Origin of the sequence: Nocardiopsis sp. RV163 (genome assembly GCF_001029525.1) — a bacterium.
Taxonomy (GTDB): domain Bacteria; phylum Actinomycetota; class Actinomycetes; order Streptosporangiales; family Streptosporangiaceae; genus Nocardiopsis; species Nocardiopsis dassonvillei.
Window position 1 is genome coordinate 21,730 of record NZ_LEKI01000001.1, and the last position, 25,832, is coordinate 47,561.

Here is a 25,832-nt window from a genome sequence, read left to right on the forward strand (position 1 = left end):
CGCCGGACCTCGTTGTCCCCGCCCCGCCCGGTGCCAAGGCTACTGGCTTTCGGGCCCGAGGACAGGCCCGACACCGTTACAGGGCGGTTGCGGAGTGTTAGGAACAGATTGCGGTGATCGGTTACTGCGTACACGGACCACCACCTACCCCCCGGGCGGGGGGACATGTCGTTACCGGGCCGTTGCCTGGTGCACCGCGGTCATCACGGCCCGGGGGTCGGTCAGGTCCGGCAGGACGACGACCGCTCCGGCCTCGCGCAACTGGCTCTCCGTGGTCGAGCCGTTGAGCACCGCGACCGGGGTCGCGCCGCCGATAACGGCGGCGCGCACGTCCGGGGCGGAGTCGGTGATGAAGACCGTCTCCTCCTCGGGGTAGGCACGGCCGCCCTCGCCCGCGGCGTGCAGGCGGATGGACTGGATGAGGCTGGACTTGGGGTAGTTGACCGAGCCGTAGCCGCCGATGGCCAGGTTGAGGTAGGTGTCCAGTCCGAAGGCGACCAGCTTGGCCGTGGCGTTGGCGCGGGTGCTGCCGCTGACCACGGTCTGGACGGTGTCGGGCATGGAGGCCACCGCCGCGAGCGAGGCCGCGGCGCCGGGCATGACGCGGCCCTTGGAGAGCAGCTCGTCCGAGCGGTTGCCGAAGGACTCCTCCAGGGCGTCGAGGAACTCGCCCAGGGAGCCGGTGTCGGGTTCGACGTCGACGTAGTTGCGGGCGCAGAACTCGAAGAACATCTCCGAGTCGGTCCGGCCCGCCGACGAGGTCAGGTAGACGAGGGGCTCACCGGTTACCTTCTCGAAGGCCTCGGCGTAGGCCGCCCTCGTCACCCGTCCCACGTCGAGGAGGGTGAGGTCGATGTTCCATAGCACCAGGCGGCTGATGGCGAACTCCTCGGGACGCGACGGGGGTGGGCCCCTCCATCTTGCCGTATGCGCGCACGAGGGCGGAAACCTCCGTCCGGGTGCGGCCGGGAGGCGGGGACCGGGGGGGTGGGCGTTCGCGCCCGCCCCCCCGGCGGCGAGCCGCCGACCTACGGCTGCGTGGTCGCGGCCTCCTCGACCAGGTAGCGCAACTCCTGGACCGCGAACCACATCAGTTCGTGGTCCTCCACCGCGCCCGAGCCCGGCTCCTGCGCCGACGCCGCCACGTCCGCGGCGGCGTCGGCGTCGTCCACGTGCGCCGACGCCAGCTTCTTGAGCGGAACGGTCCCGGTGACCCTCACCCGGACCACGCCCCGCCCCGCGCGACCGGCGCGCTCGACGACCTTGTCGGGCATGTCCGCGGCCAGCACCACCCGTCGCCGGGGAGCCCCGGGGTCGGCCGCCAGCAGCGCCAGCGACTCCCCCGCGGCGGCGTACATCGCCTCGTACTCCGCCTCCTCCACGTCCTCGTCCGGGCCGGGATCGGCCGCGAACGCGGTCAGCGGCACCCCCTCCAGCCGTCCCTCCTCCAGCAGGCGGGCCAGGGCGGGGATGGTGCTGGGCAGGAAGACGTACATGCGAGCGGCTCTCCAGGATGTGGGCTGAACACACCAAGTGTGCCAAACCCCGGGCTCAGGCCACCCGCTCCCCGGGTGCCGGGGGCGCGCCGTCGCCGTCCGGCGTCAGGAAGCGCTCCAGCTCCAGCCGCGTGGTGTCCACGGCGGTGTGCAGGATGCCGGTCATCCCGAGCTCCTCGGCCGTGCGGACGTTGTGCTCCAGGTCGTCGATGAACACGCAGTCCTCGGGACGCAGGCCGATACGCTCGCAGGTGTGCAGGTAGATGCGGTGCTCGGGTTTGCGCATCCCCACCTCGCCCGAGATGACCACCGCGTCGAAGGTGGTGTCGAAGTGCTCACGGGGATAGCAGTTGCCCCAGGAGTTCGACAGCAGGGCGGTCGCGGCCCCGGCGGTCCTGGCCTCGCGCAGGGCCTCGTACATGCCGTGCACGGGGTCGAACTCGCAGAACATGCGCTCGATCAGCCCCTCGGCGACCACCGGACCGCCGTGGGTGCAGCGCAGCAGGGCCGCCAGCTCGCGCTCGAAGGCGCAGGTGTCGATCTCGCCCCGCTCCAGGGCGTGCACGAGGTTCTCCCCCTCGACGCTGCCGTCGAAGTAGGGGCGCATGACCTCGTGGTAGTGCTCGACGTCGATGCGGTCTGCGTGCAGCCACGCCCGGATACCCACGGGCAGCGGCGGTGTGAGGACACCGCCCCAGTCGCAGATGACCCCTCGCCGGGTGCCGTCCATCCGATCCCCTCCTCCGGTCGTCGGTGACCTCTCCCCCAGACGCCCGCGGGTCGGGCGGGGAAGCGTTCTTCCCGCTCCCCGCCCGTTTCAACCCCCGGCGAAACCCGGCCGGTCAGGTGGTCAGCCCGGCACCGATCTCCACATCGGCCGCGGGAATGTCCACCGGCAGCTTCCCGGAGGGCTTCACCTGTCCGGCGATGACCCGCGCGGCGGCGGCCCGGGACACGTCCACGGACGAGTACACCGCCACGAACGCCTCCGCCTCCGGGAAGGCCGCCAGGTCGTAGGGCGTGCCCTGGGACACCACGACCACCGGCAGCCCCTCGGCGCGCGCGGCCCGGACCAGGCCGCTCTGCTCCGAGGCCCCGCTGCCGCCCCCGGTGCCCACGACCACGGCGTCGGCGCCGCTCTCCACCACGTCGACACCGGCCTCGGTGAGCGCGTCCGAGATCTGCTCAGCGCCCACGCCCTGGACGCGGACACCGCTGCCCTCGGCCAGGGGCAGCAGGTCGCCCTCGTTGCGCAGCAGCGTCGCGGAGGCGTCGGCCACGCGCTGGGCGGCCTCGGCGTGCCCGGGGGCCTCCAGGATCGCCGCGGCGCCCCGCGGGTCCACCGGTTCGGCCTCCAGGATCCCGCGCTTCTCCTTGAGCGCCAGGACGCGCAGCGCGGACTCGTCGATGCGCTCCTCGCTCAGGCGGCCCTGCTCGACCGCCTCCCGGATCGCGGACACCGCGGCGGCGGGGTCCGGCGGCATGAGGAGCTGGTCCACGCCCGCCTCCAGCACGCGCACGGCGATCTCGCCGTCGGAGTGGCGCTGGCGCACGCCCTCCATGTTGAGGGCGTCGGTCGTCACCACGCCGTCGTAGCCCAGTTCGCCGCGGAGGACGCCGTCGATCAGCTCCGGGGAGATGGTGGCGGGCTCGGGGTCCTCACTCCCGTCCAGTCGCGGCATGAGCACGTGGGCGGTCATGACGGCGTCCACGTCCGCGTCGATGGCCGCCCGGAACGGCGGCAGGTGGTCGGCCTCCCACCGCTCGCGCGGCATGTCGATGACGGGCAGGCCGCTGTGGCTGTCCACGTCGGTGTCGCCGTGCCCGGGGAAGTGCTTGACCGTCGACACCACACCGGCGCCGGAGTAGGCGCCCGACTCGGCGACGGCCATCTGCGCGACCAGGTCGGGGTCGGAGCCGAAGGAGCGGATGCCGATGACCGGGTTGTCGGGGTCGGTGTTGACGTCGGCGTCGGGTGCGTAGTTGAGGTTGATGCCCAGGGCGGTGAGCTCCTCGGCGGTGGTGGAGGCGCGCAGCTCGGCCAGTTCGGTGTCGCGGGTGGCGCCGACGGCCATGGCGTCGGGGAAGCGGGTGCCCACGGGCAGCCGGGCCACCAGGCCCTGTTCCTGGTCGATGCCGACGAAGAGCGGAACGCCCTGCCCCTGTTCGGCGGCCAGGTCCTGCACTCCCGCCGACATGGTGGCGATCTGCTCGGCGTCGGTGAGGTTGGCGTCGAAGTAGATGAGGCCGCCGGGCCGGTAGGCCTCGATCTGGGCGGCGTTCTCGGCGGCCGAGGTGCCCTGGGCGGTCAGGACGAGGAGCTGGCCGATCTTGTCGTCCAGGTCCATCTCGGAGAGCAGCCGGGGTGCGAGCACGGGCTCGAAGGGTTCGGCCTCGGCCGACGGCTGGGTTTCGCGGTCCTCCTGCGAGGAACCCACCTCCTCTGTGGTGCATGCGGTGGCGATCAGTGCGAGTCCCACGCAGGCCGGGGCCAGGGCGTGCGGAACGGACAGTTTCATAGCGGGCTTCATCTCCGGCGAAATCGTGGGTTCGCCGCCGGAGAATACCCGTTGCGTCAGGCCCGGAGGCGGAACCGCCGCAGCGCGGGCGCGCGTGGCGGCGGTTCGGTGCTCCGTCGAGCGGTGTGCGCGGGTCCGGGTCCGCGCGCCCCTCAGGCCCAGGTGAAGAGGGTGTCCCCCCGGTCGACCGACCCGCTGACCACCTCGCCCAGCGCGTCGGGCGAGGCGTCCAGGGCGACCACCGGGACCACCGACGGCCTCCCCTGCGCGGCGACCGAACCCGGCGACCAACGCACCACCGGTGTGCCCGGCTCGACCCGGTCGCCCTCGGCGGCCAGGAGGGTGAACCCCTCCCCCGCCATCTGGACGGTGTCGATGCCCAGGTGGACGAGCACGCCCCGGCGGTGGTCGGGCGCCATAACCACGAACGCGTGGTGATGCAGTTTGACCAGGGTCCCCGCGATCGGGGACACGGCGTCCTGGACGCCCTCCTGACCGCCCTCCTGACCGGGCTCGGGGTGGACGGCGACCCCGGGGCCGACCATCGACTGGGAGAAGACGGGGTCGGGCACCGTTTCGAGGGGCAGGGCCGTTCCGGGCACGGGGGAGAGTACGCGCAGCGTACCGATCACATCTGGCATGGGGGGTGTCTTCCCTCCCTGGAGGGTTTGATCCTTCCTGGCGGGGCCTGTTAGAGCAGGTCCCGAATGTCGTCGGTGAGGGCGTCGGCCTCGGGGCCGACCACCACCTGGACGACGTTGCCCGAGACCAGCACACCGTGGGCTCCGGAGGCCTGGAGGGCCTTCTCGTCCACGAGACCGGGGTCGGCCACCTCGGTGCGCAGCCGGGTGATGCAGGCCTCGATGTCCTCGATGTTGTCCGCGCCGCCCAGACCGGCGATGATCGCCGCTGCCTTGTCCGCCATGTGTCCTCCGTGTTCTGCCGTGGAACGGGGTGTACCCGAAACCTGAGGGCGAGCTTAGGGGCGGTGCACCGCGGGCACCAGAGTCGGGGGCCGGACGGGGTGTTGTCCTCGGCTCAGGAGGTCTGCGTGACCTTGTTCAGGCCGCGCGGGACGTCGGGGTTGTAGCCGAGGCGGCGGGCCAGGCGCTCGGTGAGCAGCTGGGCGGGGACGATGAGGTTCATCGGGGAGACCCACTCGGGCACGTCGGGGACCGGCACGGACACGTCGCTGGCGGCGGCCAGGGCGTCGCCGCCGCCGAAGCCGAAGACCGGCGCCCCGGCGGAGCGGACGCGCTCGGCGAGGGAGACCGTGCCCTGGAGGGTCGGGCCGGTGGGAGCGGCCACCAGCAGGGCGGGGGTGCGCGGGTCCACCACGGCGATGGGCCCGTGCAGCAGGTCGGCGTAGGACAGGCCCATGGCGTGGAGGTAGCAGGCCTCCTTGAGCTTGAGGGCGGCCTCCAGTGCGGTGGAGAAGGCCAGGCCGCGGCCGGAGATGACCGCTCCCTGCACGGCGACCATGCGCTCGACGATCTCCTCCAGGGCGTCCGAGGGCGCAGCGAGGGTCTCCTCGATGCCCTCGCAGACGCGGGTGAGGTCGCCGGGGTCCAGGTCGGCGCCCAGACCCAGGGCCAGGACGGCGAGTGCGGCGAGCTGGGTGCTGTAGGTCTTGGTGGCGGGCACCGCGACCTCGCTCCCGGCCCGGGTCACCAGGGCGACGTCGGCCTCGCGGGCCAGCGGGGAGTCAGCGCCGTTGGTGACGCCGACGGTGCGCGCTCCGCAGTCGGAGGCCCAGCGCATGGTCTCCACGATCTCCTCGGTCCTGCCCGACTGGGAGATCGCGACGGCCAGGACGTCGGACAGGTCGATCCGCGCCCCGTAGGTGGTGGCGATGGACGGCGAGCCCAGGGTGGCCAGGCGGCCGGTGTGCGCCTGCAGGAGGTAGCTGCCGTAGACGGCGGCGTTGTCGGAGGAGCCGCGGGCGATGAACAGCACGTGCCTGGTGCGGCGGCCCAGGGCCTCGATCTGGGGGCGCAGCGGCAGGAGTTCGGCGAAGGTGCGGCGCAGCGCCTCGGGCTGCTCGACGATCTCGGAACGCATCACGCTCGTGGTGGTCATGGAGGGCCTTTCCTGTGGGTGGCTCGGGCGGTGGACGCGGCGGAGCGCGCGTCGGGGGCGGCGGACGGCGGGCGGGGTCGCGGCGCGGGTGGACCGGACTCCCGGACGGGCCCCCGGTCCGCCCCGGTAACAGGTGCGAACCGCCTGCCCTTGGGTGGATTGACACGCGGTCGGAGCTGTGGTCTAGTCCGGACTATACCAGTCATGTCCGAATCCTCCCGGAGGTACCCGGACCGGGTGCGCCGGACACGCAGGGTCCGTCCGCGCTAAGGTCTGACGCCAACACACCCGCCGACCGAGAAGGCCGCCCGCTCCATGTCGATCGACCCCAGCAACCCGCTGCCCAAGTACAGCCAACTGCGCGACCTGCTCCTGGACTGGATCACCGCGGCGGGACTGGGCGTGGACGACATGATCCCCTCCGAGCGCGAACTCAGCGCCACCTACGGGCTCTCGCGGATGACCGTCCGCCAGACCATCGACCTGCTGGTGGCCGAGGGACGGCTGTACCGGGTCCCCGGCAAGGGGACCTTCATCGCCCGTCCCAAGATCGAGATGTCCCTGGTGCTGGCCTCCTTCAGCGAGGACATGCGCGCACGCGGCTTCGAACCGGGAGCCCGCGAGCTGATCCGCCAGGTCATCCCGGCGAGCGGGCACACCGCGCGCATGCTCGACATCGCACCGGGCACGCTGGTGCACCACATCGAGCGCATGCGCACCGCCGACGACGAGCCGATGGCCGTGGAGCGATCCAACATCCCCGCCGCCGCGGTCCCGGGCCTGGAGGACTACGACCTCGCCGAACGGTCCCTCTACGAGGTACTGGAGAACGAGTTCGACATCCTGTTGGATTCCGGGGAACAGACCATCGAGGCCGGGATCTGCGACTCGGCCGACTCCCGGCTCCTCGGCCTGCCGGCTGGGAGCCCGGTGCTGGTGATGCAGCGCCGGAGCTTCGCCAACGGACAGTGCGTGGAACTGGCGCTGTCAACCTACCGAGCCGACCGCTACCAGCTGCACTCCCGGCTGGACCCCCGGCGGCACGGCGACTGAAGTCCCGCGCCCACGAGGTGCGTGCCCGAGGAAGGACCCCCCATGAGTTCGGACCAGACCCCGACACCGACCGCGTCGCAGCCCCCGGACGGCGCGGACCGGCCCAAGCGCGGCTCGTCCACGCTCGCCGTCCTGCAAAGGCTCGGCCGCAGCCTGATGATGCCCATCGCGGTCCTGCCCGCCGCCGCGATCCTGCTCCGCCTGGGCCAGCCCGACCTGCTCGGCGCCGACGGCCTGGCCGGGCTTTCCGGGATGGGCTGGATGGAGCCGGTCGCGGGCGCCGTCGGCATGGCGGGTGACGCTGTCTTCCAGGCCCTGCCGCTGCTGTTCGCCATCGGTGTGGCGATCGGATTCGCCAAGCGCGCCGACGGTTCGACGGCTCTGGCCGCGGTCGTGGGCTATCTGGTGTTCGACCGGGTGGCCACGTGGACGATGGTGACCTTCGACGGCGCCACGGGCGACCTGGGGTCGCGGCTGACCACGTACCCGCTGGCGGTGGACCCGGTGACCCGCCAGCCCGTCACCGATCCCGAGGCCGTCAACGCGGTCATGCCGGTGATCAACCACGCGGTGAAGAACCCGACCGACGTGCTCGGCGGCATCGCGGTGGGTCTGGTGGCGGCCGTGCTGTGGCAGCGCTACCACCGGATCAAGCTGCCGACCTGGCTGGGCTTCTTCGGCGGCCGCAGGTTCGTGCCGATCGTGACGGCGCTGGCCGGTCTCCTGATGGGCGTGGCGCTCGGCCTCGTCTGGCCGGTCGTGGGCGGATGGATCCAGGATCTGGGCGAGGGCATCATCGGCGCGGGCGCGGTGGGAGCCGGAGCCTACGGGGTGATCAACCGCCTGCTGCTGCCGCTGGGCCTGCACCACGTGGTGAACTCGTTCATCTGGTTCGTGTCGGGCACCCACACCGCTCCCGACGGCACCGTGACGCACGGCGAGATCACCCGCTACTTCGCCGGAGACCCGGACGCGGGCGGTCTGCTGTCCGGGTTCTTCCCGGTGCTGATGTTCGGCCTGCCCGGCGCGGCGCTGGCGATGTGGCTGGCTACGCCCAAGGCCCGGCGGACGCAGATCGGGTCGATCATGATCCCCGCGGCGCTGACGGCGTTCGCGACGGGCATCACCGAGCCGGTGGAGTTCGCGTTCATCTTCGTGGCACCGGCGCTGTTCGCGGTGCACGTGGTGCTGACCGGCGTCTCGATGGCCGTGCTCAACGCGGTGGACGCCCAGTTGGGCTTCGGGTTCTCGGCGGGCCTGATCGACATGCTGTTGAACGCCACGAAGGACAACACCCAGGGACTGGGGTTGATCCTGTTGCTGGGCCTGCTGTACTTCGCGGCCTACTTCGGGATCTTCTACCTGCTCATCACCCGCTTGAACCTGCCCACGCCGGGCCGCGAGCGCGACTCGGACGAGCCGGGCGAGCCGGGCGATACCGTGCGGGCGCGCACCGGGACCGACACGGGCGGGGACTCGCCGGAGTCCGGAGGCCCGTCGAAGGGCGGCACGGGTTCCTCCGGCTGATCCGCCGGGGTCGTCCACAGGCCGGAGCCCGCTCTGGCGGTGCGGGGTTCCCCTTGGGACGCTGAAGGAAAAAGGCTGGGCAGGGGGCCTCGCGCCCCCTCCCTCGGGGTGCCCCGCCCCCGGTCCGACCGCCCCGGCTCACGGGGTGCTCCGGGCCAGCGGCCGGAGCGGGCGCGCTGCTCCGGCCCTGGCTCTTCCCGGAGCGAACGCCTCGGCCCGCGCCCGTCCCGGGGCGGTTGGTGACCGTGCTCAGAGGAGGCCTTCGGCCATCAGGCCCACGCCTATCACGATCATGGCCGCCCCCGAGAAGCGGCTGACGGCGCGCGCGGCGGCGGGGCGGGTTCCCAGCACGGTGCGGGCGAGCACGCCCACGCACAGGTAGACCGCCCCGCAACTGGCCGTGTGCACCAGGCCCAGGGTGCCGATCTGCGCGGCCATGGGCCACCCGCCCGCGGGGTCGGTGAACTGCGGCAGCAGGGCCAGGAACAGCAGCAGCGCCTTGGGGTTGAGACCGCTGACGCCGGTGCCGGTCAGCACGCGCGAGCCCCAGGAGGAGGGCACCGCCGCTCCGCCCGCGCCGGGCACCGCCGGACGGGCCAGAGTGACCGCTCCGAGCCACACCAGGTAGGCGGCGCCCGCCAGGGTCAGGCCTGTGAGCACGGCCGGTGTGCTGGCCACCAGCGCCGCGACCCCGCCCGCGACGACCCCGGTGAGGGCGACGTAGCCCAGCAGCAGCCCGGACACCGCCGGGAGCACCGAGCGGTCCCTCAGCCCGGCGGAGATGGTGTAGGCCCAATCCGCCCCCGGCACCAGGATCAGCAGGACCGACACCGTCCAGAACGCCGCGACCGAAGCCGGTTCCACGGCCACTCCTCTCCTCGAAACTCCTGCTCAGAGGGGAAGAATAGCCATAAAAGACCCGAAAATAGTTCCACTTTTTGCGGCCGAAACCGCCGTTGATGAAAGAATCTCCTCCATGGACAACGTCGACCGGAAGATTCTTGCCGAGCTCCAGGAGGACGGCCGTCTGAGCGTCACCGAACTGGCCCACCGCGTGGGGCTCAGCGTCTCCCCGTGCCACCGCAGACTGCGCGAGCTCGAACGCGCCGGGGTGGTCAGCGGGTACCGCGCGGTCGTGGACGCCGAGGCGGTGGGACTGGGCTTCCAGGCGCTGGTCTTCGTCACCATGCGCCAGGAGGACCGGGACACCGTCGCGGCCTTCGAACGGGCGGTCGAGGACATCCCCCAGGTCGTCCAGGCCGAGCGACTGTTCGGCGACCCCGACTACCTGCTGCGCGTGGTCAGCGCCGACCTGGCCGCCTTCCGCGTGCTCTACGACGATTCCCTGGCGACCCTGCCCGGCGTCCAGCACCTGAGTTCGACGCTGGTGATGAAGCACGTCGTGCGGGAGCGGCCCCTGCCCGCCTGAGCCCGGGCGCGCCCGCCGAGCGGACGGCGAACGCGCTCGGGCACGGCTCCCGTGGGAGCCGCGCCCGAGCGCGTCGTGTTCCGGCAGCCGCCGGGGCCTACCGCCCGCCTACTTGGCGGCCGGGTCGCCGTGGCACTTCTTGTACTTCTTGCCGGACCCGCACGGGCAGGGCGCGTTGCGCGCCGTACCGGAGTACTCGTCGGCCGTCTCGCTGTGGCGCTCGACGGTGCCGTCCTCACTCGGCGCGGAGTACTGGAGCCGGTTGGGCTGGCCCTCGCCGAAGCCGGGGACGACCACGTCCTCGGCGGGCTCGGCCTCCTCCACCGGGGAGGCGGCGTCCTCGACCTCCTCGCCCTCCTCCACCGCGGTCGCGACCGCGGTCGCGCTGGCGGAGCCGCCGACGGCTGCGGCGGTGCTGGCCGCGGCGGCCGCGGTGAGGGCGGGCTCCTCCTTCTTGCGGACCTGGACCTCGACGTTGAAGAGGTAGCCGACGGACTCCTCCTTGATGGCCTCCAGCATCTGCTGGAACATGTCGAATCCCTCGCGCTGGAACTCGATCAGCGGGTTGCGCTGCGCCATGGCGCGCAGCCCGATGCCCTCCTGGAGGTAGTCCATCTCGTAGAGGTGCTCACGCCACTTGCGGTCCATGACCTGGAGGATGACCCGGCGCTCGACCTCGCGCATGGCCTCCTCGCCCAGTTCGGCCTCGCGGGCCCCGTAGGCGGTGTTGGCGTCCTCCACCACGCGCTCCGAGATCACCTCGGTGGTCAGCGTGTGCAGGTCGCCGTTCTCCTCGATGAACTCGTCGACGGTGAAGCTGATCGGGTAGACCTGCTTGAACGCCCGCCAGAGCTTGTCGAGGTCCCAGTCGCTGGGGTCGCCGTTGGCGGTCTCCTCCACGACGTAGCCGCGCAGGACCTCCTCCAGCATGCTCATGACCTGGTCGCGCAGGTCCTGGCCCTCCAGGACCTTGCGGCGCTCGGCGTAGATGACCTTGCGCTGGCGGTTGAGGACCTCGTCGTACTTGAGGACGTTCTTGCGGATCTCGAAGTTCTGCGTCTCGACCTGGCCCTGCGCGGAGGCGATCGCCTTGCTGACCATGCCGGACTCGATGGGCTGGTCGTCCGGGATGTTCAGCTGGTTCATGAACGCCTCCAGACGGCTGCTGTTGAACAGGCGCAGCAGATCGTCCTGGAGGGAGAGGTAGAAGCGGGAGATGCCGGGGTCGCCCTGGCGGCCGGAGCGGCCGCGGAGCTGGTTGTCGATGCGCCGCGACTCGTGGCGCTCGGTGCCGAGCACGTACAGGCCGCCGGCCTCGACGACCTTCCCGTGCTCCTCCTCGTAGTCGGCCTTGGCCTTCTCCAGCGCCTCGGGCCAGGCGGCCTCGTACTCCTCGGGGGTCTCCAGCGGGCTCAGACCGCGGCCCTGGAGCTCCTCGTCGGCGAGGAAGTCGGGGTTGCCGCCCAGCATGATGTCGGTACCGCGACCGGCCATGTTGGTGGCGACGGTGACCGCGCCGAGCTTGCCGGCGCGGGCGATGATCGCGGCCTCACGGGCGTGGTTCTTGGCGTTGAGGACCTCGTGGGGCACGCCCTCGCGCTTGAGCATACGGGACAGCAGCTCGGACTTCTCGACGCTGGTGGTGCCGACCAGGACGGGCTGCCCGGCCTCGTGGCGCTCGGCGATGTCCTCGGCGAGCGCCTGGAACTTGGCGTCCTCGTGCTTGTAGACGACGTCCTTGACGTCCTGGCGGACCATCGGCTTGTTGGTGGGGATGGGCACCACGCCGACGCTGTAGGTCTGGGTGAACTCCGCCGCCTCGGTCTGGGCGGTACCGGTCATGCCGGCGAGCTTCTCGTAGAGGCGGAAGTAGTTCTGGAGGGTGACCTTGGCGAGAGTCTGGTTCTCGTCCTTGATCTTGACGCGCTCCTTGGCCTCGATGGCCTGGTGCATGCCCTCGTTGTAGCGGCGGCCCGCCAGGACGCGGCCGGTGAACTCGTCGACGATGAGGACCTCACCGTCCTTGACGATGTACTCCTTGTCCCGCTTGTACAGCTCCTTGGCCTTGAGCGAGTTGTTGAGGAAGCTGATGAGCGGGGTGTTGACGGCCTCGTAGAGGTTGTCGATGCCCAGCCAGTCCTCGACCTTGGCCACGCCGGACTCCGTGATGCCGACGGTGCGCTTCTTCTCGTCGACCTCGTAGTCCTCCTCGCGCTTGAGGCGAGGGGCGATCTTGGCGAACTCGGCGTACCACCGGGAGTTCTGCTCCGAGGGGCCGCTGATGATCAGCGGGGTGCGGGCCTCGTCGATGAGGATGGAGTCGACCTCGTCGACCAGGGCGAAGTAGTGCTCGCGCTGGACGGTGTCCTTGAGCGAGAGCGCCATGTTGTCGCGCAGGTAGTCGAAGCCGAACTCGTTGTTCGTGCCGTAGGTGATGTCGGCCTGGTAGGCGCTGCGGCGGTCGGCCGCGGTCATCTGCGGTCCCACGACGCCGACCTCGAGGCCGAGGAAGTGGTAGATGCGGCCCATGTTCTGGGCGTCGCGCCTGGCCAGGTAGTCGTTGGTCGTGATGACGTGGACGCCCTTGCCCGCGAGCGCGTTGAGGTAGACCGCGAGGGTGCCGGTCAGGGTCTTGCCCTCACCGGTCTTCATCTCGGCGATGTTGCCGAGGTGCAGCGCGGCCCCGCCCATGATCTGGACGTCGAAGTGGCGCTGGCCCAGGGTGCGCTTGGCCGCCTCACGGACGGTGGCGAAGGCCTCGGGGAGCAGGTCGTCCAGGGACTCCCCGTCCTCGTAGCGCTCCTTGTACTCCCCGGTGAGGTCGCGCAGCTCCTCGTCGGTGAGGTCGACGTAGTCTTCCTCGAGCGAGTTGACCTGGTCCTTCAGTTTGTTGAGTCGGCGCAGGATCTTTCCCTCACCCGCGCGCAGGAGCTTGTCGAGTATCCCTGGCACTTCCTATGCGCTCCTCGCAGATCGCGGTTGGCTCCACCCACGTGGAGTTCAGATCTAGGCCCGCTGACCGCTTTCCCGTGGCCGCGGAGGACGGCGGGGGTTCCTGGGCCCTCGGCCCTACATCCTAGAGGACACGAACCCTACGCCCACCCTCTCAGGTGGAGCGGCCCGACCGCACGTTTCCCTGTGCGCAACGAAGAAAACCAACCGATATGTTCCCTCATGTCACAGACCTGACAGCGGGCTCGGAGGGTTTTCGCGACGCCCCGGAACCAGGGGATCGGATACCGGCGCGGCCGGGGTGCCGGTCGCGTAAGCCGACCGCCTCCCCACGCCTTCGGCGCGGTCACCGGTGGGTCCCGGCTTTCGTGGGTAGGCACGTGGTAATGGGTCGCACTGCGGCCGAACGGCCGCGGACGGACCGGACGCGAACGTGCTCCCAGGGGGGATCACCATGCGAACGAACCGGGACAAGAAGGGTCGCGGGACACGGGACGGCGGAGGCCGCGAGGCGAGGGACCTGTCGGCGCCCTCCCCGCGTTCTCCAGACGACGTGGCCGGGGAGGCCGTCGGGGAGTCGCCCGTCCTGCGGCGCGAACCGGTGGCCGACGACCCCGTGCTGGCCTGGGAGAAGGAGCACCCCGCCAGCGACAGCCGTTTCGGGCGCATCCGGGGGTTCCAGCACCAGGGCGGCAGTCTCGCGCCGAGCAGCAGCCATCGCGGGCGCGTGTCGTCGTGGACGGCGGTCCTGCTGGCGTGTGCCGGGTTCGTCGTGGGCGGGGTCGGCGTCGCCGTGGGGATGTCCGTGGTCCTGCTGGTGGTCGCGGCGGTCGTACTGGTGGCGGCGGCCGTGGTGGCCCTGGTCTTCGACCTGATGAGCGACGTCGTCCTCGACACGCCCCGGGCCGAGTCCGAGGAGCCGCACGACACCCCGCTGCACCGGATCAAGCAGGAGGACGCCGAGCACCGGCCCGAGTAGGGGCGGGTGGACGGTCCGACCGGCGGAGACGGAGGACCGGCGCGGGGAGCGGAGCGCACACCGCCGCGGCGGGTCCGGATGGACCCGCCGCGGCTTCGTGCGGGGGATCCGTCGAGGGCGGTCGCGGACGTCTAGGGTCTGTTTTTTGGACCGGTCCCAGCTCGTGGGGGTCGGTTCGGGCGCCCACGGGGTTCTGGAGGTGCCGGAGACGGGTTCGCGGGGAACGAGCGAACCCGCCGCAGGCGCCGAAGGTTCCCGTTCTCCGGGCGCCCGAACACGGACCGAAGCGGAGCGCAGGTCCGAGAAAACACTTCCTAGTCGACCAGTCGGAGGACGCCGTAGTTGAAGCCCTTGCGCCGGTAGACGACGCTCGGGGCGTCCTTGACCTCGTCGTGGAAGAGGTAGAAGTCGTGGCCCACGAGTTCCATCTCCATGAGCGCCTGGTCGATGCTCATGGGCTTGGCCCGGTGGAACTTCTCCCGGACGACGACGGGGACGTCTCCCTGGGTGTCGAGTTCGACGAACTCGTCGGAGAACCTCCCGTCCACCTCAACGCCGTTGACGTCCTCCTCTCCGCTGCGCCGCTGCGCGGGGGGAGCCTGCGTCGCGGTGGCGGTGGCGGACGAGGGCAGGTCTCCGGGGAGGCCGGCGGTGGCCGACGCGACGGAGACGGGGGCGTGGTTGCCCCGATGGACCTTGCGCCGGTCCGCGGACTTGCGCAGGCGGGCCTCGATCTTGTCGAGGGCGAGGTCGAGGGCGCCGTACCGGTCCGAGGCGGCGGCCTCGCTGCGAATGACCGGACCGTTGGTCCGGATGGTCAGCTCAACCCGCTCGCAGACGTCGGCGAGCTTGGGGTTGCGCTCTTTGGACACCTCCACGTCGACGGTCATGCCCTTCTTCTCCCACTTGGAGAGCCTGTCGAGCTTGTTGTCGACGTGCTGACGGAACTTCTCACTCACACCGGTGCGTCGACCCTTGACGATGATGTCCATAGGACCCCCTTCATCGCGTGGCCGTCGGAAGACGACGGCCAGGCTGGCTCTGCGTCCCTTCCGCCGTCAGGGGGGCGGGAGGGGTGTCGCGCTAGCCCCCTTCCGCTTGTGCCCCCGTCCTGTAGGGGGCACGGCTCGGTTGGAGATGCGTATACCCACCGGAGGGGGTGTCATCACGCGTACCAGGGGCGTGATTGGCGAAGACCGCCGCGGTGGAGGAAAGGACAGCCGGGACAGACGGGACAGACGGGGCGGGTCGCCCCCCGATGAACCGCAGGCGTCCCGGGGCCGCGGCGGGAAGGCACGCGGCGGGGACGCGGGGGATCGTCTCCGGGGGTTCGCCGTTGGCGAACCCCCGGACGATGGGATGCCACCCGTCCGGCCGACCTGGTCTTCGTCCCCACATCCGCCTGCTGAGAGTGTCGCCGCTCTTGTACGCGACTACTGCTCTTCTCCCTGTCATGAGGGACATCTGGACCCTCCGCGGGGCAGGGCTTACCTCTAAGGCGCACCGTGATCGGTCGACGAAAAGTCGCCTTACGTGGGCCGTTTCGCCTGCGCCTGGCATCGGCTTGCCGGAGCGGCTCCCCGGTGTTCCCGGGAGCTCGCAGACTCCGACGCAACCACGGACCCGGACGGGTGCCATACCGTGACCGTAACCTGTCCTGGCGAGGATGTCAGGTAGCAGCCACCCTCCCAACTCATCGGTAACTGACTCAAACCCCTTCGTACATGGACTTTTCACCTGTTCACGAGGGTTCGTAAAACCTTCTTGCACCACCCGCCTCCTCCTCCCGGGAAGGACCTCCGCCAGAGCCGGGCAGGCGTTCGAGGAGAACCACCGCGCCCGCCACGGGAATCCCGCGGGCCCGCAGGGCACGGGTCGCCTCGGCCACCGTGGCGCCCGTGGTGAGGACGTCGTCCACCACGACCGCGGCTCCCCCGGCTTCCGCGCCGGGGCCAGCGCCGAGGGCCCGGGGAAGCGGACGGTCCGCGACCAGGGTGCCCGCCCGGTTGGCCAGGCGCTCGTCCCGCCCCAGGCCTGCCTGGCGCCGGGGACGGCCCCGATAGCGCAGCAGCGGCGCCAGCCGCCCGGCGCCCGCTCCGCCCGCCTGCGCCAGGCAGGAGCGCGTCAGCCGGGTGACCGGTGCCCGGGGGTCTCCCGGCGGGCCCCGCCCGGGCACGGGGACGAGCAGGGTGTCCGGACGGGCCAGGCCGGACGCGGTGTGGGCGGCGGCCAGCCACCCGCCCAGGGGCGCGGCCAGGGCGTCGGCACCGCCCTCCTTGTAGGTGAGCAGCACCCCTCGGTGGCGTCCGGCGTAGGGCCCGACCGCCCAGACGGGCGGGCAGCCCGGCCTGGGCGCGCAGCGGTGGGGGCGGCGCCGCAGCGCGGTGAGGCAGTGCGCGCACAGCGGCCCCGAGGGTCCCGAGCACGCCGCGCACGGCTGGGGCAGGAGCAGGTCGAGCAGCGCGCCGAGTATCCACCGCAGCACGCCGGTGGGGTGTGTCCGTTCTTCCATACCTCAAGGCTGGGCGTCCGAGACGGCCCCCGCCAGCCCCTTCTCGGACCTGTGGACAACGCCCCCGAAGACCTCCTCCGCGCCCCTCACCGGCTCCCGCTCCGGTCCCGGTACCGCGGTTCCGTCACCGGGAGCCGCCCGGGCCGCGCGGTCAGCGGATGATCGACACGATGCGGCAGCAGGCCCGGGCCAGGCCGGGGTCGCCCGAGATGACGCCCCTGGCCTCGGCCTCCTCGGGTTCGATTCCCCGCACGCACAGCCGCCAGGCGGTCTCGAAGTCCCAGCGCACGGCCGCCGCGGGCGGGCCGGAGTCCCCCGCGGCGTCGGGGGACAGCGACCACCCGGTCCCGGTCCGGGTGACGGTCCACTCGCCGCCGTCCGGGCCGTCCACGGCCACGCCCACCCGCGTTCCGGTCCGCGCCGGGGCGTCGCGCAGGGTGTGAGGCAGCGCGCGCATGAACGTGTCGAGCACGATGGAGCCCGCGGGCCCGGGGTCGGTGGCCCGCCCGGCGGCGTGCCGGATCTGCTGCCGGTGGGCCCAGTTCTCGGTGAGTTCACGGGCGCAGTCCAGCCAGACCGGCGCCGGGTCGGCGCCCGCCCAGGAGACGGCGACGCCCGGGGCGTGCGGGTCGGCGGAGCGCCAGAGCCGCACGAGCTCGCGTCCGGTCATCTCCAGTGTCTGGACCAGCGCCTGCGGGCTGATCCTGGCGGTGGCCCGCACCCACTCCTGGTTGTTGCGGTGGATGAACGCCGCCAGCGGCTCCCCGGGCGCCGGAGCCGGGGCGGCCCGGTAGCGGTCGCGCATCCCAGCGATGCGCCAGTAGTCGTCGCCGAGCAGGTGGGCGGCCACATCGCGCGCGCTCCACCCGGTCACGGCCTCGGTCTGCCACTCGTCGGGGGTGAGGCCGCGCAGGAGCGCGAGGAGGTCCTCCCGCTCCCCCGAGAAGTGGGGGCGCGCGTCGATCGGTGTACCCAGCCGGGTCAGGTCGTCCATGGCGCCACCATTCCAGGCCTGCCCGCCGGGCGCACCCCTGTTTCGCCGGGGGCGCGGCCGGGGTCCGGCCGCGCCCGCGACGCCTCAGCCCGGGAAGGCCGGTGAGCCGCCCTCCACGACGCTCTGCCAGTTCAGCGGGTCGCTGGACACCCAGATGTTGCCGTCGTCCGAACCGGCCACCAGGGGCTGGCCAGGGGCTCCGGAGACGGTCACCATGCTGGCGACGGGGGTTCCTGCGCTGGCGGGCGGCGTACCGCCGTCCAGCGACACCAGGAGGGCCTGGCTGGTACCGCCCTCGCGGGTGCCGAGCACGACCAGTTGGTCGCCCGAGCGCCAGGAGATGTCGGTGACGTCCTCCAGCTCGCGGGCCAGGGTCACGAACGACTCGACGGAGACCTGGCCGTCGGCGTCCTCCACCACGCGCCCCACCTGGAGCGAGCGGCGCCCGTCCACCTCGGTCACCACCGCGGCGCGGGTGCCGTCCCGGGAGATCTGGAACTGCACCAGCGGCCTGTCGCGCAGGTCGGACACGTCCACGCGGACCACTTCGTGGCCGTCGCGCAGCAGCCACAGCTGTGTCGGGCCCGGGGAGGGCGGCGGCCCGTTGAGGTTGGGGCTCTCGGCGTCGGAGTCCTCCCGCGCCTCCTCGGCTTCCCCACCGTCCTCCTCGTCGACCTCCTCGACCACCCACAGGTCGCCGTTGACGTCCCAGGACAGCTCTGTGAAGACCCCGTCGGCCAGGACCTCCCGGACGGCGGCGCCGGGGGAGGCCTCGCTCGTGACGACCCGGCGGCCGCCCGTGGTGACCCCGGCGACGGTCTGCTCGTCCAGCGACACCGCGAACCTGCCCACGGGCACCTCGCCCGATCCCAGTGGGCCGGGCACCGGCTCGCCGCTGCCGAAGGTGTCGGTGTCCCAGTCCGAGGCCGCCCACAGCTGGCCCTCGTGGGAGTAGTAGACGTGGACGCCGGGCGAGGTCGCGCCGGGACTGACCTCCGACCAGTAGGTGCTGCCCGGGCGCGGCCGGTCGGCGCTCTCGCCCTCGGCCCCGGGGAAGTCCACCTCGTTGCCGTTCACCCGCAGCGTGAACTCCTGGATCTCCGGCAACTGGCGCAGGGTCCAGGCGATCTGGGCGCCCATGCCGAACTCGTCGGCCTGGCCGGGGGCGGTCACGCTGACGGCGACCCGGTCCTCGTCCACCTCCACCTCGGGATCGGAGTCCTCGGAGAAGGAGGAGTGCACGGAGGGGTCCAGCCAGGCGCTTGGGCCGCGGACGAGCCTGCGCAGCAGGCGCTCGGTGAGCTCGTCGTTGCTGACGGGCAGGTAGACCGGGTCCGGGACCAGGGCGTTCTCGTCGGGGTTGAAGTAGTACAGGTTGAACGGGCGGTGGGTGCGCTCCAGGTCGAGCTGGCTGAGGACGAGCTCGTCCGGCAGGCTCTGGATGCGCCACTCGCCCTCGGGGTCCCCGTCCTCCCGGGCCAGGACGAAGGCCTCGTCGAGCAGGCGGCCGGAGTCGCCGGAGACGTACCTGCCGTCCTCGTCGATCGTGGCCACCAGCGAGCTGCGCATCCGCACAGTGGCGGTGAGCCCGTCTCCGCTGATCGTGGTGTCGAGGTCGACGGTGTCGTGGCCGGGGAAGACCTTGACCGTCCCGTCCGGGCTCCACGACTGGTCCGTGCTCGACAGCATGTAGCTGCGGGCGGCCTCGTAGTCCTGCTCGAAGCTGCCCATGTCCTTGAGGAAGTCGCTGACCAGGCCCTCCGGCGCCACGCCCTCCTGGGGTCCGGCGGGCAGCAGGCGCACGTAGCCGCTGTAGGGGTCGCCCTCGGACTCGTTGCCGTCGCTGGCCACCACAGGGCCGGTGGTGGGGACGGTCGCGCAGGCCGCCATGGACACGGCCGCCACGGCCGCGGCCAGGCAGGCGCGCGCGGCGCGGCCGAACCGGTGCGGTGTCCTCACAGCTTCTCCTCGTCCTCGCGCTGCTCGGCGCGTACGGCGGCCGCGCCCTCCTCCGTGGTGTCCGCGCCGTTCCTGGCCGGCACCTTCTCCGCGCGTACGGCGCCGTTGCCGTTCTCGGCCTTGTCGGCGAAGGCGGTGTAGGTGCGGCCCAGCGCGAACTCCGGCGGCACCAGCGGCAGTGGGGAGCCGCGCAGCTCGCTGCCGGAGCGGCGCGGCAGGGACAGCCGGAACTGGGAGCCCTGGCCGGGCTGCCCCCACGCCTGGAGCCAGCCGCCGTGCAGGGTGGCGTCCTCCTTGGCGATGGAGAGTCCGAGGCCGGTGCCGCCGGTGGTGCGCACCCGGGCCGGGTCGGCGCGCCAGAAGCGGTCGAAGCACAGGTGCTCCTCCCCCTCCTTGAGGCCCACCCCGTAGTCGCGCACGGCCACGGCGACCGAGTCGCGGTCGCAGGCGGCGGTGACCACCACGTCGCGGCCCTCGCTGTGCTCGATCGCGTTGACCACCAGGTTGCGCAGGATGCGGTTGATGCGGCGGCCGTCGTACTCGGCGGTGCAGGGCTCGGTGGGCAGGCGCAGCACGACCTTGATGCCGCGCCGCTCGGCGATCTGCTCGGCGTCGCCGACGGCCTTCATGACGGCGTCGCGGATGTCGAGCGACTCGGTGCCGAGGGTGGCGGCCCCGGCGTCGTGGCGGCTGATCTCCAGCAGGTCGGAGAGGAGTTCCTCGAACCGCTCCACCTGGCTCTGCAGGAGCTCGACCGAGCGGCGCATGGTGGGGTCGAGCTCCTCGCGCTCGTCGAAGAGCACGTCCCCGGCCATCTTGATGGTGGTCAGGGGGGTGCGCAGCTCGTGGGAGACGTCGGAGACGAACTGGCGCTGGAGCTTGGACAGCTCCTCCAGCTCCTGGATCTTCTCCTGGAGGTTGCCAGCCATGTCGTTGAAGGACAGGGCCAGCCGGGCGAGGTCGTCCTCGCCGTGCACGGCCATGCGTTCGGTGAGGTCGCCCGAGGAGAGGCGTTCGGCGGACTGGGCGGCCGAGCGGACCGGGCTGACCACCTGCCGGGTGATGACGAAGGCGATCAGGCCCAGGAGGATGACCAGCAGCACGCCCACCAGACCGACCGTGCCCTGGACCAGGTCGAGGATCTGCTGCTCGTGCTGGAGCGGGAAGATGTAGTACAGCTCGTAGGCGCGCGTGAGCTGCGCGCCGACCACCAGCGCGGGCTCCTCCCCCCGGTCGGTGGTGATGCGCGTGTACGTGTGGTACTGCTGCTCGTCCACCTCGGACTCGTGGACCTGGTTGATGAGCCGCTGCGGGACGCTGCCCTCGCCGGTGGCCCAGCCGACCTCGCCGCCCACCGAGGGCAGGATGACCACGCTGTACAGCCCGGTGTCGCCGCTGCGGCTGGTGAGCTCGTTGGCCAGGTTGTACATGAGCCGGTTGCGGTCGCCCGACTCGTTCTCCTGGAGTTCGGCCGACGCGTAGTTGAGCCCGGCGCGGTGGTCGGTGACGGCCGTGGAGATCTTGGCGTCGAGCAGGCCGCCGCGCACCTGGGAGACGAGTACGTATCCCAGGCCCACCATGACCACCAGGGAGAGCACCAGGGTGGTGGAGATGACCCGCAGGTGCAGCGAGCGGCGCCAGTTGCTGTGGACGCCGCGCACCAGGGCGCGGGCGGCGCGCTGGGCGAGCGCGTAGGAGCGGGTGAGCCCGGTGCCGCCGTCGCGCCAGCGACCTCGGGCCGCGGGCGGCCCGGAGGGCGGGATCTGCGTGTCGGAGGCGGTCCCCCGCTCCTCCTCTGGTGTGGCTGCGGTCATGTGCGGCTCGGGAGGATCAGGCGGTTCCGGCCTTGTAGCCGACGCCGCGGACGGTCACGACGACCTCGGGGTGCTCCGGGTCCTTCTCGATCTTGGCGCGCAGGCGCTGGACGTGGACGTTGACCAGGCGGGTGTCGGCGGCGTGCCGGTAGCCCCAGACCTGCTCCAGGAGCACCTCGCGGGTGAAGACCTGGCGCGGTTTGCGGGCCAGGGCGACCAGGAGGTCGAACTCCAGCGGGGTGAGGCTGATCTGCTCCCCGTCGCGGCGCACGGCGTGCCCGGCGACGTCGATGGTGATGTCCCCGATCTGGAGCACCTCGGGCGCGGGCTCCTCGGTGCGGCGCAGGCGCACGCGGACGCGGGCGACGAGCTCCTTGGGCTTGAAGGGCTTGACGATGTAGTCGTCGGCGCCCGACTCCAGCCCGAGGACGATGTCGATGGTGTCGCTCTTGGCGGTGAGCATCACGATGGGCACGCCGGACTCGGCGCGGATCTGACGGCAGACGTCGATCCCGTCGGCGCCGGGGAGCATCAGGTCGAGGAGGACCAGGTCGGGCTTGGTCTCACGGAAGGCCTCCAGGGCCTTGTCCCCGTCGTGCACGAACGAGGGCTCGAACCCCTCTCCGCGCAGAACGATGCCCAGCATCTCAGCGAGGGCGAGGTCGTCGTCGACAACCAGTACACGTCCCTTCATCGGTGCGTCCGGCGCCGGGCGTCGGACCCGCGCGGGCGGGTACGGCGGCGCCTACTCCTCTCTCTGAAAACACTCAAGCGGCATGAACGTTCGGTGCGCCCCCAGACGCGGGGAACTGCTTCGTCCTCCCCCCACCTTGCCATCTTCGGGCGGGATCGGAAGAGTGGTCGGTGTTTTTCGGTCCGTGGGAACCGTTTCGGCCTGCGGCGCGTCGACCCTGGTGACCTGGCACGCGAACCTTCGCGACTCGGCCGGTTGGTAACAGAAAGCATACAAAAGGAATGAAGTGGGTCGGTTGCGCCTGCATACGCCCGAACAACGCGGGCACCGGTGGAACCGGCGGGTAGGTTGGTTGACCAGAGGCCGAAAACCGCGGAAGCGTGCTCGCGCAGCGTGACCGAACCCCATGGAGGGCGGGGCAGATGACCCAGGAGGACGACCACCGGGACACGTCGGGCAACCCCCCGGGCGGACCGGGCGGCGGCGGGGCTCCCGAGGCCGCTCCCCCGCCCGCGCCCGGCGGATGGGCCGCCCCCGGCCAGGAGGGTCATTCCTCCGCCTCCTCCGCGCCCTCCGGTGCAGGGCCGGGCTCCGGGCCCGCCGGTCAGGCGCCCCAGGGGCAGCCGGGCTTCGCCCCTCCCGAACAGGCTCCCGGGTACGGGCAGCAGCACTACGGGCAGGAGCCCTCGGGGCAGCAGCCCGGCTACGGACAGTACGGGCAGCACTCCTCCGGCCGGCAGCCGTCCCACGGCGGCGGTTACGGACAGCAGCCCGCCTACGGGCACCCGCCGGGTCACGGCCAGTACGGCCACGGCCAGCAGGCGCAGTGGCAGCAGTCCGGATACGGTCAGCAGCCGGGCTACGGACAGTACGGCCAGCAACCCGGTTACGGACAGCCCGGATACGGAGCACCGGCCGGATACGGCCAACAGCCCCCCTACGGGCAGCCGCGCGCGCCGAAGCCGGGCGTGGTCGCGCTCCGGCCCATGACGCTCGGGGACATCTACAACGGGGCGTTCAGCCTCATCCGCAACAACCCCAAGACCACCGTCGGCCTCACGCTGGTGGTCATGGCGGTCGCGAGCATCGTCAGCTCGGTCGGCGCCGGCGCGTACCTGTCCGACTACGGGGCCTTCCTCGACCAGATGATGGCCGACCCCGCGTCGCTCGACCCCAACGACCCGCTCCCGTTCAGCGGCTGGTCAGTAGTCGCCAACTACGCCGGGACTCTGCTGACCCAGGCCGGGATCATCCTGGTCACCGGCCTGCTAACGGCCGTGGTCGGCATGGCGGTCCTCGGCCGCAAGCTCAGCCCGTCCGAGGCGTGGGCCGCCGTCAAGGACCGTATCGGGGCCGTCGTCGGGCTGGCGCTGCTGCAACTGCTGATCTTCTTCGCGCTCTCCATGGTCATCGTCGTGGTGGGGTTCGTCGGCCTGTTCCTGGGCGTCTTCGTGGCCGTCTCCAGCAGTCAGGGGCTGGGGATCGCCATCGTCATCGCCTCGGTGGTGCTGGGCATCATCGGCGGCATCGCCCTGATGGCGTGGATCTACATCCGCATCTACTTCGCCATGCCGGTCGTGGTGCTCGAACGCGTCGGCGTGGGCGCGGCCCTCGCCCGCTCCTGGCGGCTGACGCAGGGCAGGTGGTGGCGGACCTTCGGCATCGCTCTGCTGGCCTTCCTCCTGATGGTCCTTGTCAGCAGCCTGCTGAGCACGCCCTTCGGCGTCGTCTCCGCCGTCTTCGTCTTCGTCGCGCCCGGCGCGACCTGGGCCGCGGTCGCCTCGGGCGCGGTCGTCTACGTGGGGACGGTCATCGCCTCCGCGATCACCACGCCCTTCACCGTGGGCGTGACCACCCTGCTCTACGTGGACGCCCGGATGCGCAGCGAGGGCCTGGACCTGAAGCTGCACCAGGTGGCCCAGGCGGGCTACGAGGCGGGCCCGGAGATCTACCTGCCGGAGCCGCGGACGTGAGTGCGCCCGCCGTCGGGGAGGTGACCCGCGAGGAGGGACAGCGGCGCGCCGTCGAGGAGCTGAGCGATCCCCTGTACGGGGAACAGGAGCCCTCGCTGTGGGACCGCTTCCTCTCCTGGCTCGACGAGCTGCTCGGGGAACTGGTCTCCCGGGCGCCGGACGCCCTCGGCGGCTGGACGGTCCTCGGACCGCTGCTGGTGGTCGTCGCGGTCCTGCTGGTCTGGCTGGTGTTCTGGCTGCGCCCGACCCGCGGCCGTCGCGCGGGCGCGCCGGTGCACGAGGGCGCGCCGCTGGACGCGGCCGACCACCGGGCCGCCGCCGACCGGCACGAGGAGGCGGGTGAGTTCGCCGCCGCCGTCACGGAGAGGCTGAGGGCCGTCAGCGTGGACCTGGAGGAGCGGGCGATCATCACCCCGCGCGCGGGGCGCACCGCGACCGAGCTGGCCGCGGAGGCCTCCGCCGTGCTGACCGCCGAAGCCGAGGGGCTGAGCGAGGGCGCGCGGATCTTCAACGAAGTGGCCTACGGCGACCGCCCGGCCACCGCCGAGTCCGCGCGCCTCCTGCGCGAGCTGGACACGCGGCTCAGGGCCGCCCGGCCCGTCGGGGAGGTGAGCCGATGACGGCCACCGCGCCCCCGCACTCCCCCGGCCGCGCGCCGTCCCGGGAGGAGCCGCGCGCCCTGCGTGTGTGGCGCTCGGTCCGGGTCCCGGCAGCCGTGGTGGCCGCGCTCGTCACGGTCTCGGTACTGCTGTCGCTGGGCAGCGAGCAGTTCCCCACCGGCCACCTGGAGCCCGGTTCCATCGACCCGGACGGCACCCGGGCGCTGGTGAACGTGCTGGAGGAGGACCGCGACGTGCACGTGGTGCGCTCCTCCGCCGCCGCCGAGGAGGCCGTGGCCGACGCCGGGGGCGACGCCGTGCTCGCCGTCTTCCTGGACCACCGCCTGCTCCCCGAGGAGCTGGAGACCCTGGCCGCGCTCGACGTGGACACCGTCCTGGTGCGGCCGTCCACGCAGTCCCTGGAGGCGTTCGCCCCCGGGGTGACCATGACCGGCCGGGAGGAACCGGAGAGGTTCCCCGACCCGGAGACCCCCTACGCCCCCGAGTGCGGGCTGTCGGCCGCCGAGGCCGCGGGCGAGGCCTACCTCGCCGGTGAGCTGTACACGGCCGGGTCCGATGCGCGGGCCGTGGGCTGCTACCCCGGCGGGAGCGGCGACGCCCTGGTCCGGGTGGAGCGGGAGGGTTCCGCGACGACCGTGCTGGGCACCGGCGGGCCGCTGACCAACACCGAGCTCTCCGCCGGGGGCAACGCCGCACTGGCGATGAACCTCCTGGCCGCCGAGGACGTGGTGTGGCTGCGCCCCGACCCGCCCCAGCAGGAGGGCGGCTCGGGGCTGTGGGAGCTGCTGCCGCTGGGCCTGCGCTGGTCCCTGGTTCCGCTGGTGGCCGCGCTGGCGCTGCTCGCCCTCTGGAGGGGGCGCCGGATGGGCGCCCTGGTGCCCGAGTCGCTGCCCGTGGTGGTGCGCGCCTCGGAGACCACCGAGGGGCGTGCGGGGCTGTACCAGTCGCGCAGGGCCCGGGACCGGGCCGCGGCCGCGCTGCGGTCGGGGTTCCTGGACCGGGTCGCGCCCAAGCTCGGCCTGGGCGCGGACGCCGCGCCCGACGCGGTCGTGGCGGCGGTCGCCTCGCGGACCGGTGACGACCCCGCCCACCTGCGGTCCCTGCTCCACCCCGGGCACCCCGACCCGTACGCGGGCGACGACGACACGCTGGTCAGGCTCGCCGACGAACTCGACGAGCGCGCCCGGAGGCTCCGGTGACCCCGAGCCGCGGGGACCAGCGACCGACCACTG

The 25,832-nt window shown here is 72.0% G+C and carries 21 protein-coding genes and 1 pseudogene; 7 read left to right on the forward strand and 15 right to left on the reverse strand.

The window, feature by feature from the left end:
- Positions 1-171: 171 nt before the first annotated feature.
- The 7 genes and pseudogenes from ABD54_RS00075 to ABD54_RS00105 form a co-directional block, all read right to left on the reverse strand.
- Positions 172-867 carry an HAD family hydrolase gene (locus ABD54_RS00075; protein ID WP_047867349.1) on the reverse strand — a complete coding sequence of 232 codons (696 nt, stop codon included), beginning with the start codon at positions 865-867 and terminating at the stop codon, positions 172-174.
- A 161-nt stretch (positions 868-1,028) separates the two neighbouring features.
- Entirely contained in the window at positions 1,029-1,496 is a 468-nt protein-coding gene (locus tag ABD54_RS00080; protein ID WP_047867350.1) for a DUF6912 family protein, read from the reverse strand.
- A 55-nt stretch (positions 1,497-1,551) separates the two neighbouring features.
- The gene (locus ABD54_RS00085) at positions 1,552-2,226 is read right to left on the reverse strand and encodes an HAD family phosphatase (protein WP_047867351.1); all 675 of its coding nucleotides are present in this window, start codon (positions 2,224-2,226) and stop codon (positions 1,552-1,554) included.
- Positions 2,227-2,338: 112 nt separating this feature from the next.
- Positions 2,339-4,015 (reverse strand): glycoside hydrolase family 3 protein, encoded by a 1,677-nt coding sequence (locus ABD54_RS00090; RefSeq protein WP_047867352.1) that lies wholly within the window; start codon positions 4,013-4,015, stop codon positions 2,339-2,341.
- A gap of 152 nt (positions 4,016-4,167) precedes the next feature.
- Positions 4,168-4,656 (reverse strand): PTS glucose transporter subunit IIA, encoded by a 489-nt coding sequence (locus ABD54_RS00095; protein ID WP_047867353.1) that lies wholly within the window; start codon positions 4,654-4,656, stop codon positions 4,168-4,170.
- Positions 4,657-4,706: 50 nt separating this feature from the next.
- Positions 4,707-4,952, reverse strand: a pseudogene (locus ABD54_RS00100) (glucose PTS transporter subunit EIIB); the annotation flags it as partial.
- A 101-nt stretch (positions 4,953-5,053) separates the two neighbouring features.
- On the reverse strand, positions 5,054-6,094 hold the full coding sequence (locus tag ABD54_RS00105) for an SIS domain-containing protein (RefSeq protein ID WP_235431910.1): 1,041 nt from the start codon (positions 6,092-6,094) through the stop codon (positions 5,054-5,056).
- Positions 6,095-6,409: 315 nt separating this feature from the next.
- Here ABD54_RS00105 and ABD54_RS00110 point away from each other — a divergent pair, with 315 nt between their 5' ends.
- Positions 6,410-7,147: a GntR family transcriptional regulator gene (locus ABD54_RS00110; RefSeq protein WP_047867355.1), complete on the forward strand. Its 738-nt coding sequence runs from the start codon at positions 6,410-6,412 to the stop codon at positions 7,145-7,147.
- A 42-nt stretch (positions 7,148-7,189) separates the two neighbouring features.
- Positions 7,190-8,674 carry a PTS transporter subunit EIIC gene (locus tag ABD54_RS00115; RefSeq protein ID WP_047867356.1) on the forward strand — a complete coding sequence of 495 codons (1,485 nt, stop codon included), beginning with the start codon at positions 7,190-7,192 and terminating at the stop codon, positions 8,672-8,674.
- A 249-nt stretch (positions 8,675-8,923) separates the two neighbouring features.
- Here ABD54_RS00115 and ABD54_RS00120 read toward each other — a convergent pair whose 3' ends face one another.
- Complete coding sequence (locus tag ABD54_RS00120; protein WP_235431911.1) at positions 8,924-9,538, reverse strand: LysE family translocator; 615 nt, start codon at positions 9,536-9,538, stop codon at positions 8,924-8,926.
- Positions 9,539-9,650: 112 nt separating this feature from the next.
- Here ABD54_RS00120 and ABD54_RS00125 point away from each other — a divergent pair, with 112 nt between their 5' ends.
- On the forward strand, positions 9,651-10,103 hold the full coding sequence (locus ABD54_RS00125; protein WP_047867358.1) for an Lrp/AsnC family transcriptional regulator: 453 nt from the start codon (positions 9,651-9,653) through the stop codon (positions 10,101-10,103).
- A gap of 108 nt (positions 10,104-10,211) precedes the next feature.
- On the opposite strand, the gene secA is transcribed toward ABD54_RS00125, so the two are convergent.
- Positions 10,212-13,055 (reverse strand): preprotein translocase subunit SecA, encoded by a 2,844-nt coding sequence (gene secA, locus ABD54_RS00130; protein WP_047867359.1) that lies wholly within the window; start codon positions 13,053-13,055, stop codon positions 10,212-10,214.
- A 454-nt stretch (positions 13,056-13,509) separates the two neighbouring features.
- Here secA and ABD54_RS00135 point away from each other — a divergent pair, with 454 nt between their 5' ends.
- On the forward strand, positions 13,510-14,034 hold the full coding sequence (locus ABD54_RS00135) for a hypothetical protein (protein WP_047867360.1): 525 nt from the start codon (positions 13,510-13,512) through the stop codon (positions 14,032-14,034).
- Between the two features lie 314 nt (positions 14,035-14,348).
- Here ABD54_RS00135 and hpf read toward each other — a convergent pair whose 3' ends face one another.
- The 6 genes from hpf to mtrA all read right to left on the reverse strand — a co-directional run bounded on the left by hpf (position 14,349) and on the right by mtrA (position 22,007).
- Positions 14,349-15,026, reverse strand: a complete 678-nt coding sequence (gene hpf, locus ABD54_RS00140; RefSeq protein WP_047867361.1) for a ribosome hibernation-promoting factor, HPF/YfiA family — start codon at positions 15,024-15,026, stop codon at positions 14,349-14,351.
- A 749-nt stretch (positions 15,027-15,775) separates the two neighbouring features.
- A complete protein-coding gene (locus ABD54_RS00145) occupies positions 15,776-16,546 on the reverse strand; it encodes a ComF family protein (protein WP_047867362.1) in 771 nt (256 codons plus the stop codon).
- A 151-nt stretch (positions 16,547-16,697) separates the two neighbouring features.
- Positions 16,698-17,540 (reverse strand): maleylpyruvate isomerase family mycothiol-dependent enzyme, encoded by an 843-nt coding sequence (locus ABD54_RS00150; RefSeq protein WP_047867363.1) that lies wholly within the window; start codon positions 17,538-17,540, stop codon positions 16,698-16,700.
- Between the two features lie 84 nt (positions 17,541-17,624).
- Positions 17,625-19,499: an LpqB family beta-propeller domain-containing protein gene (locus tag ABD54_RS00155; protein WP_047867364.1), complete on the reverse strand. Its 1,875-nt coding sequence runs from the start codon at positions 19,497-19,499 to the stop codon at positions 17,625-17,627.
- The gene (gene mtrB, locus ABD54_RS00160; protein WP_047867365.1) at positions 19,496-21,313 is read right to left on the reverse strand and encodes an MtrAB system histidine kinase MtrB; all 1,818 of its coding nucleotides are present in this window, start codon (positions 21,311-21,313) and stop codon (positions 19,496-19,498) included. Before mtrB ends, ABD54_RS00155 begins: the two co-directional genes overlap by 4 nt.
- 16 nt (positions 21,314-21,329) lie before the next feature.
- Positions 21,330-22,007 carry an MtrAB system response regulator MtrA gene (gene mtrA / locus ABD54_RS00165; protein ID WP_013154750.1) on the reverse strand — a complete coding sequence of 226 codons (678 nt, stop codon included), beginning with the start codon at positions 22,005-22,007 and terminating at the stop codon, positions 21,330-21,332.
- A gap of 422 nt (positions 22,008-22,429) precedes the next feature.
- On the opposite strand from mtrA, the gene ABD54_RS00170 reads away from it, so the two are divergent.
- Genes ABD54_RS00170 through ABD54_RS00180 form a run of 3 tightly spaced genes read left to right on the forward strand, consistent with a single transcriptional unit; the run spans position 22,430 to position 25,799 of the window.
- Positions 22,430-23,980 carry a glycerophosphoryl diester phosphodiesterase membrane domain-containing protein gene (locus ABD54_RS00170; RefSeq protein WP_047867366.1) on the forward strand — a complete coding sequence of 517 codons (1,551 nt, stop codon included), beginning with the start codon at positions 22,430-22,432 and terminating at the stop codon, positions 23,978-23,980.
- Positions 23,977-24,600, forward strand: a complete 624-nt coding sequence (locus ABD54_RS00175; RefSeq protein WP_047867367.1) for a DUF4129 domain-containing protein — start codon at positions 23,977-23,979, stop codon at positions 24,598-24,600. The genes ABD54_RS00170 and ABD54_RS00175 overlap by 4 nt, the downstream gene beginning before the upstream one ends.
- On the forward strand, positions 24,597-25,799 hold the full coding sequence (locus ABD54_RS00180) for a DUF4350 domain-containing protein (protein ID WP_047867368.1): 1,203 nt from the start codon (positions 24,597-24,599) through the stop codon (positions 25,797-25,799). The genes ABD54_RS00175 and ABD54_RS00180 overlap by 4 nt, the downstream gene beginning before the upstream one ends.
- Positions 25,800-25,832 lie beyond the last annotated feature (33 nt).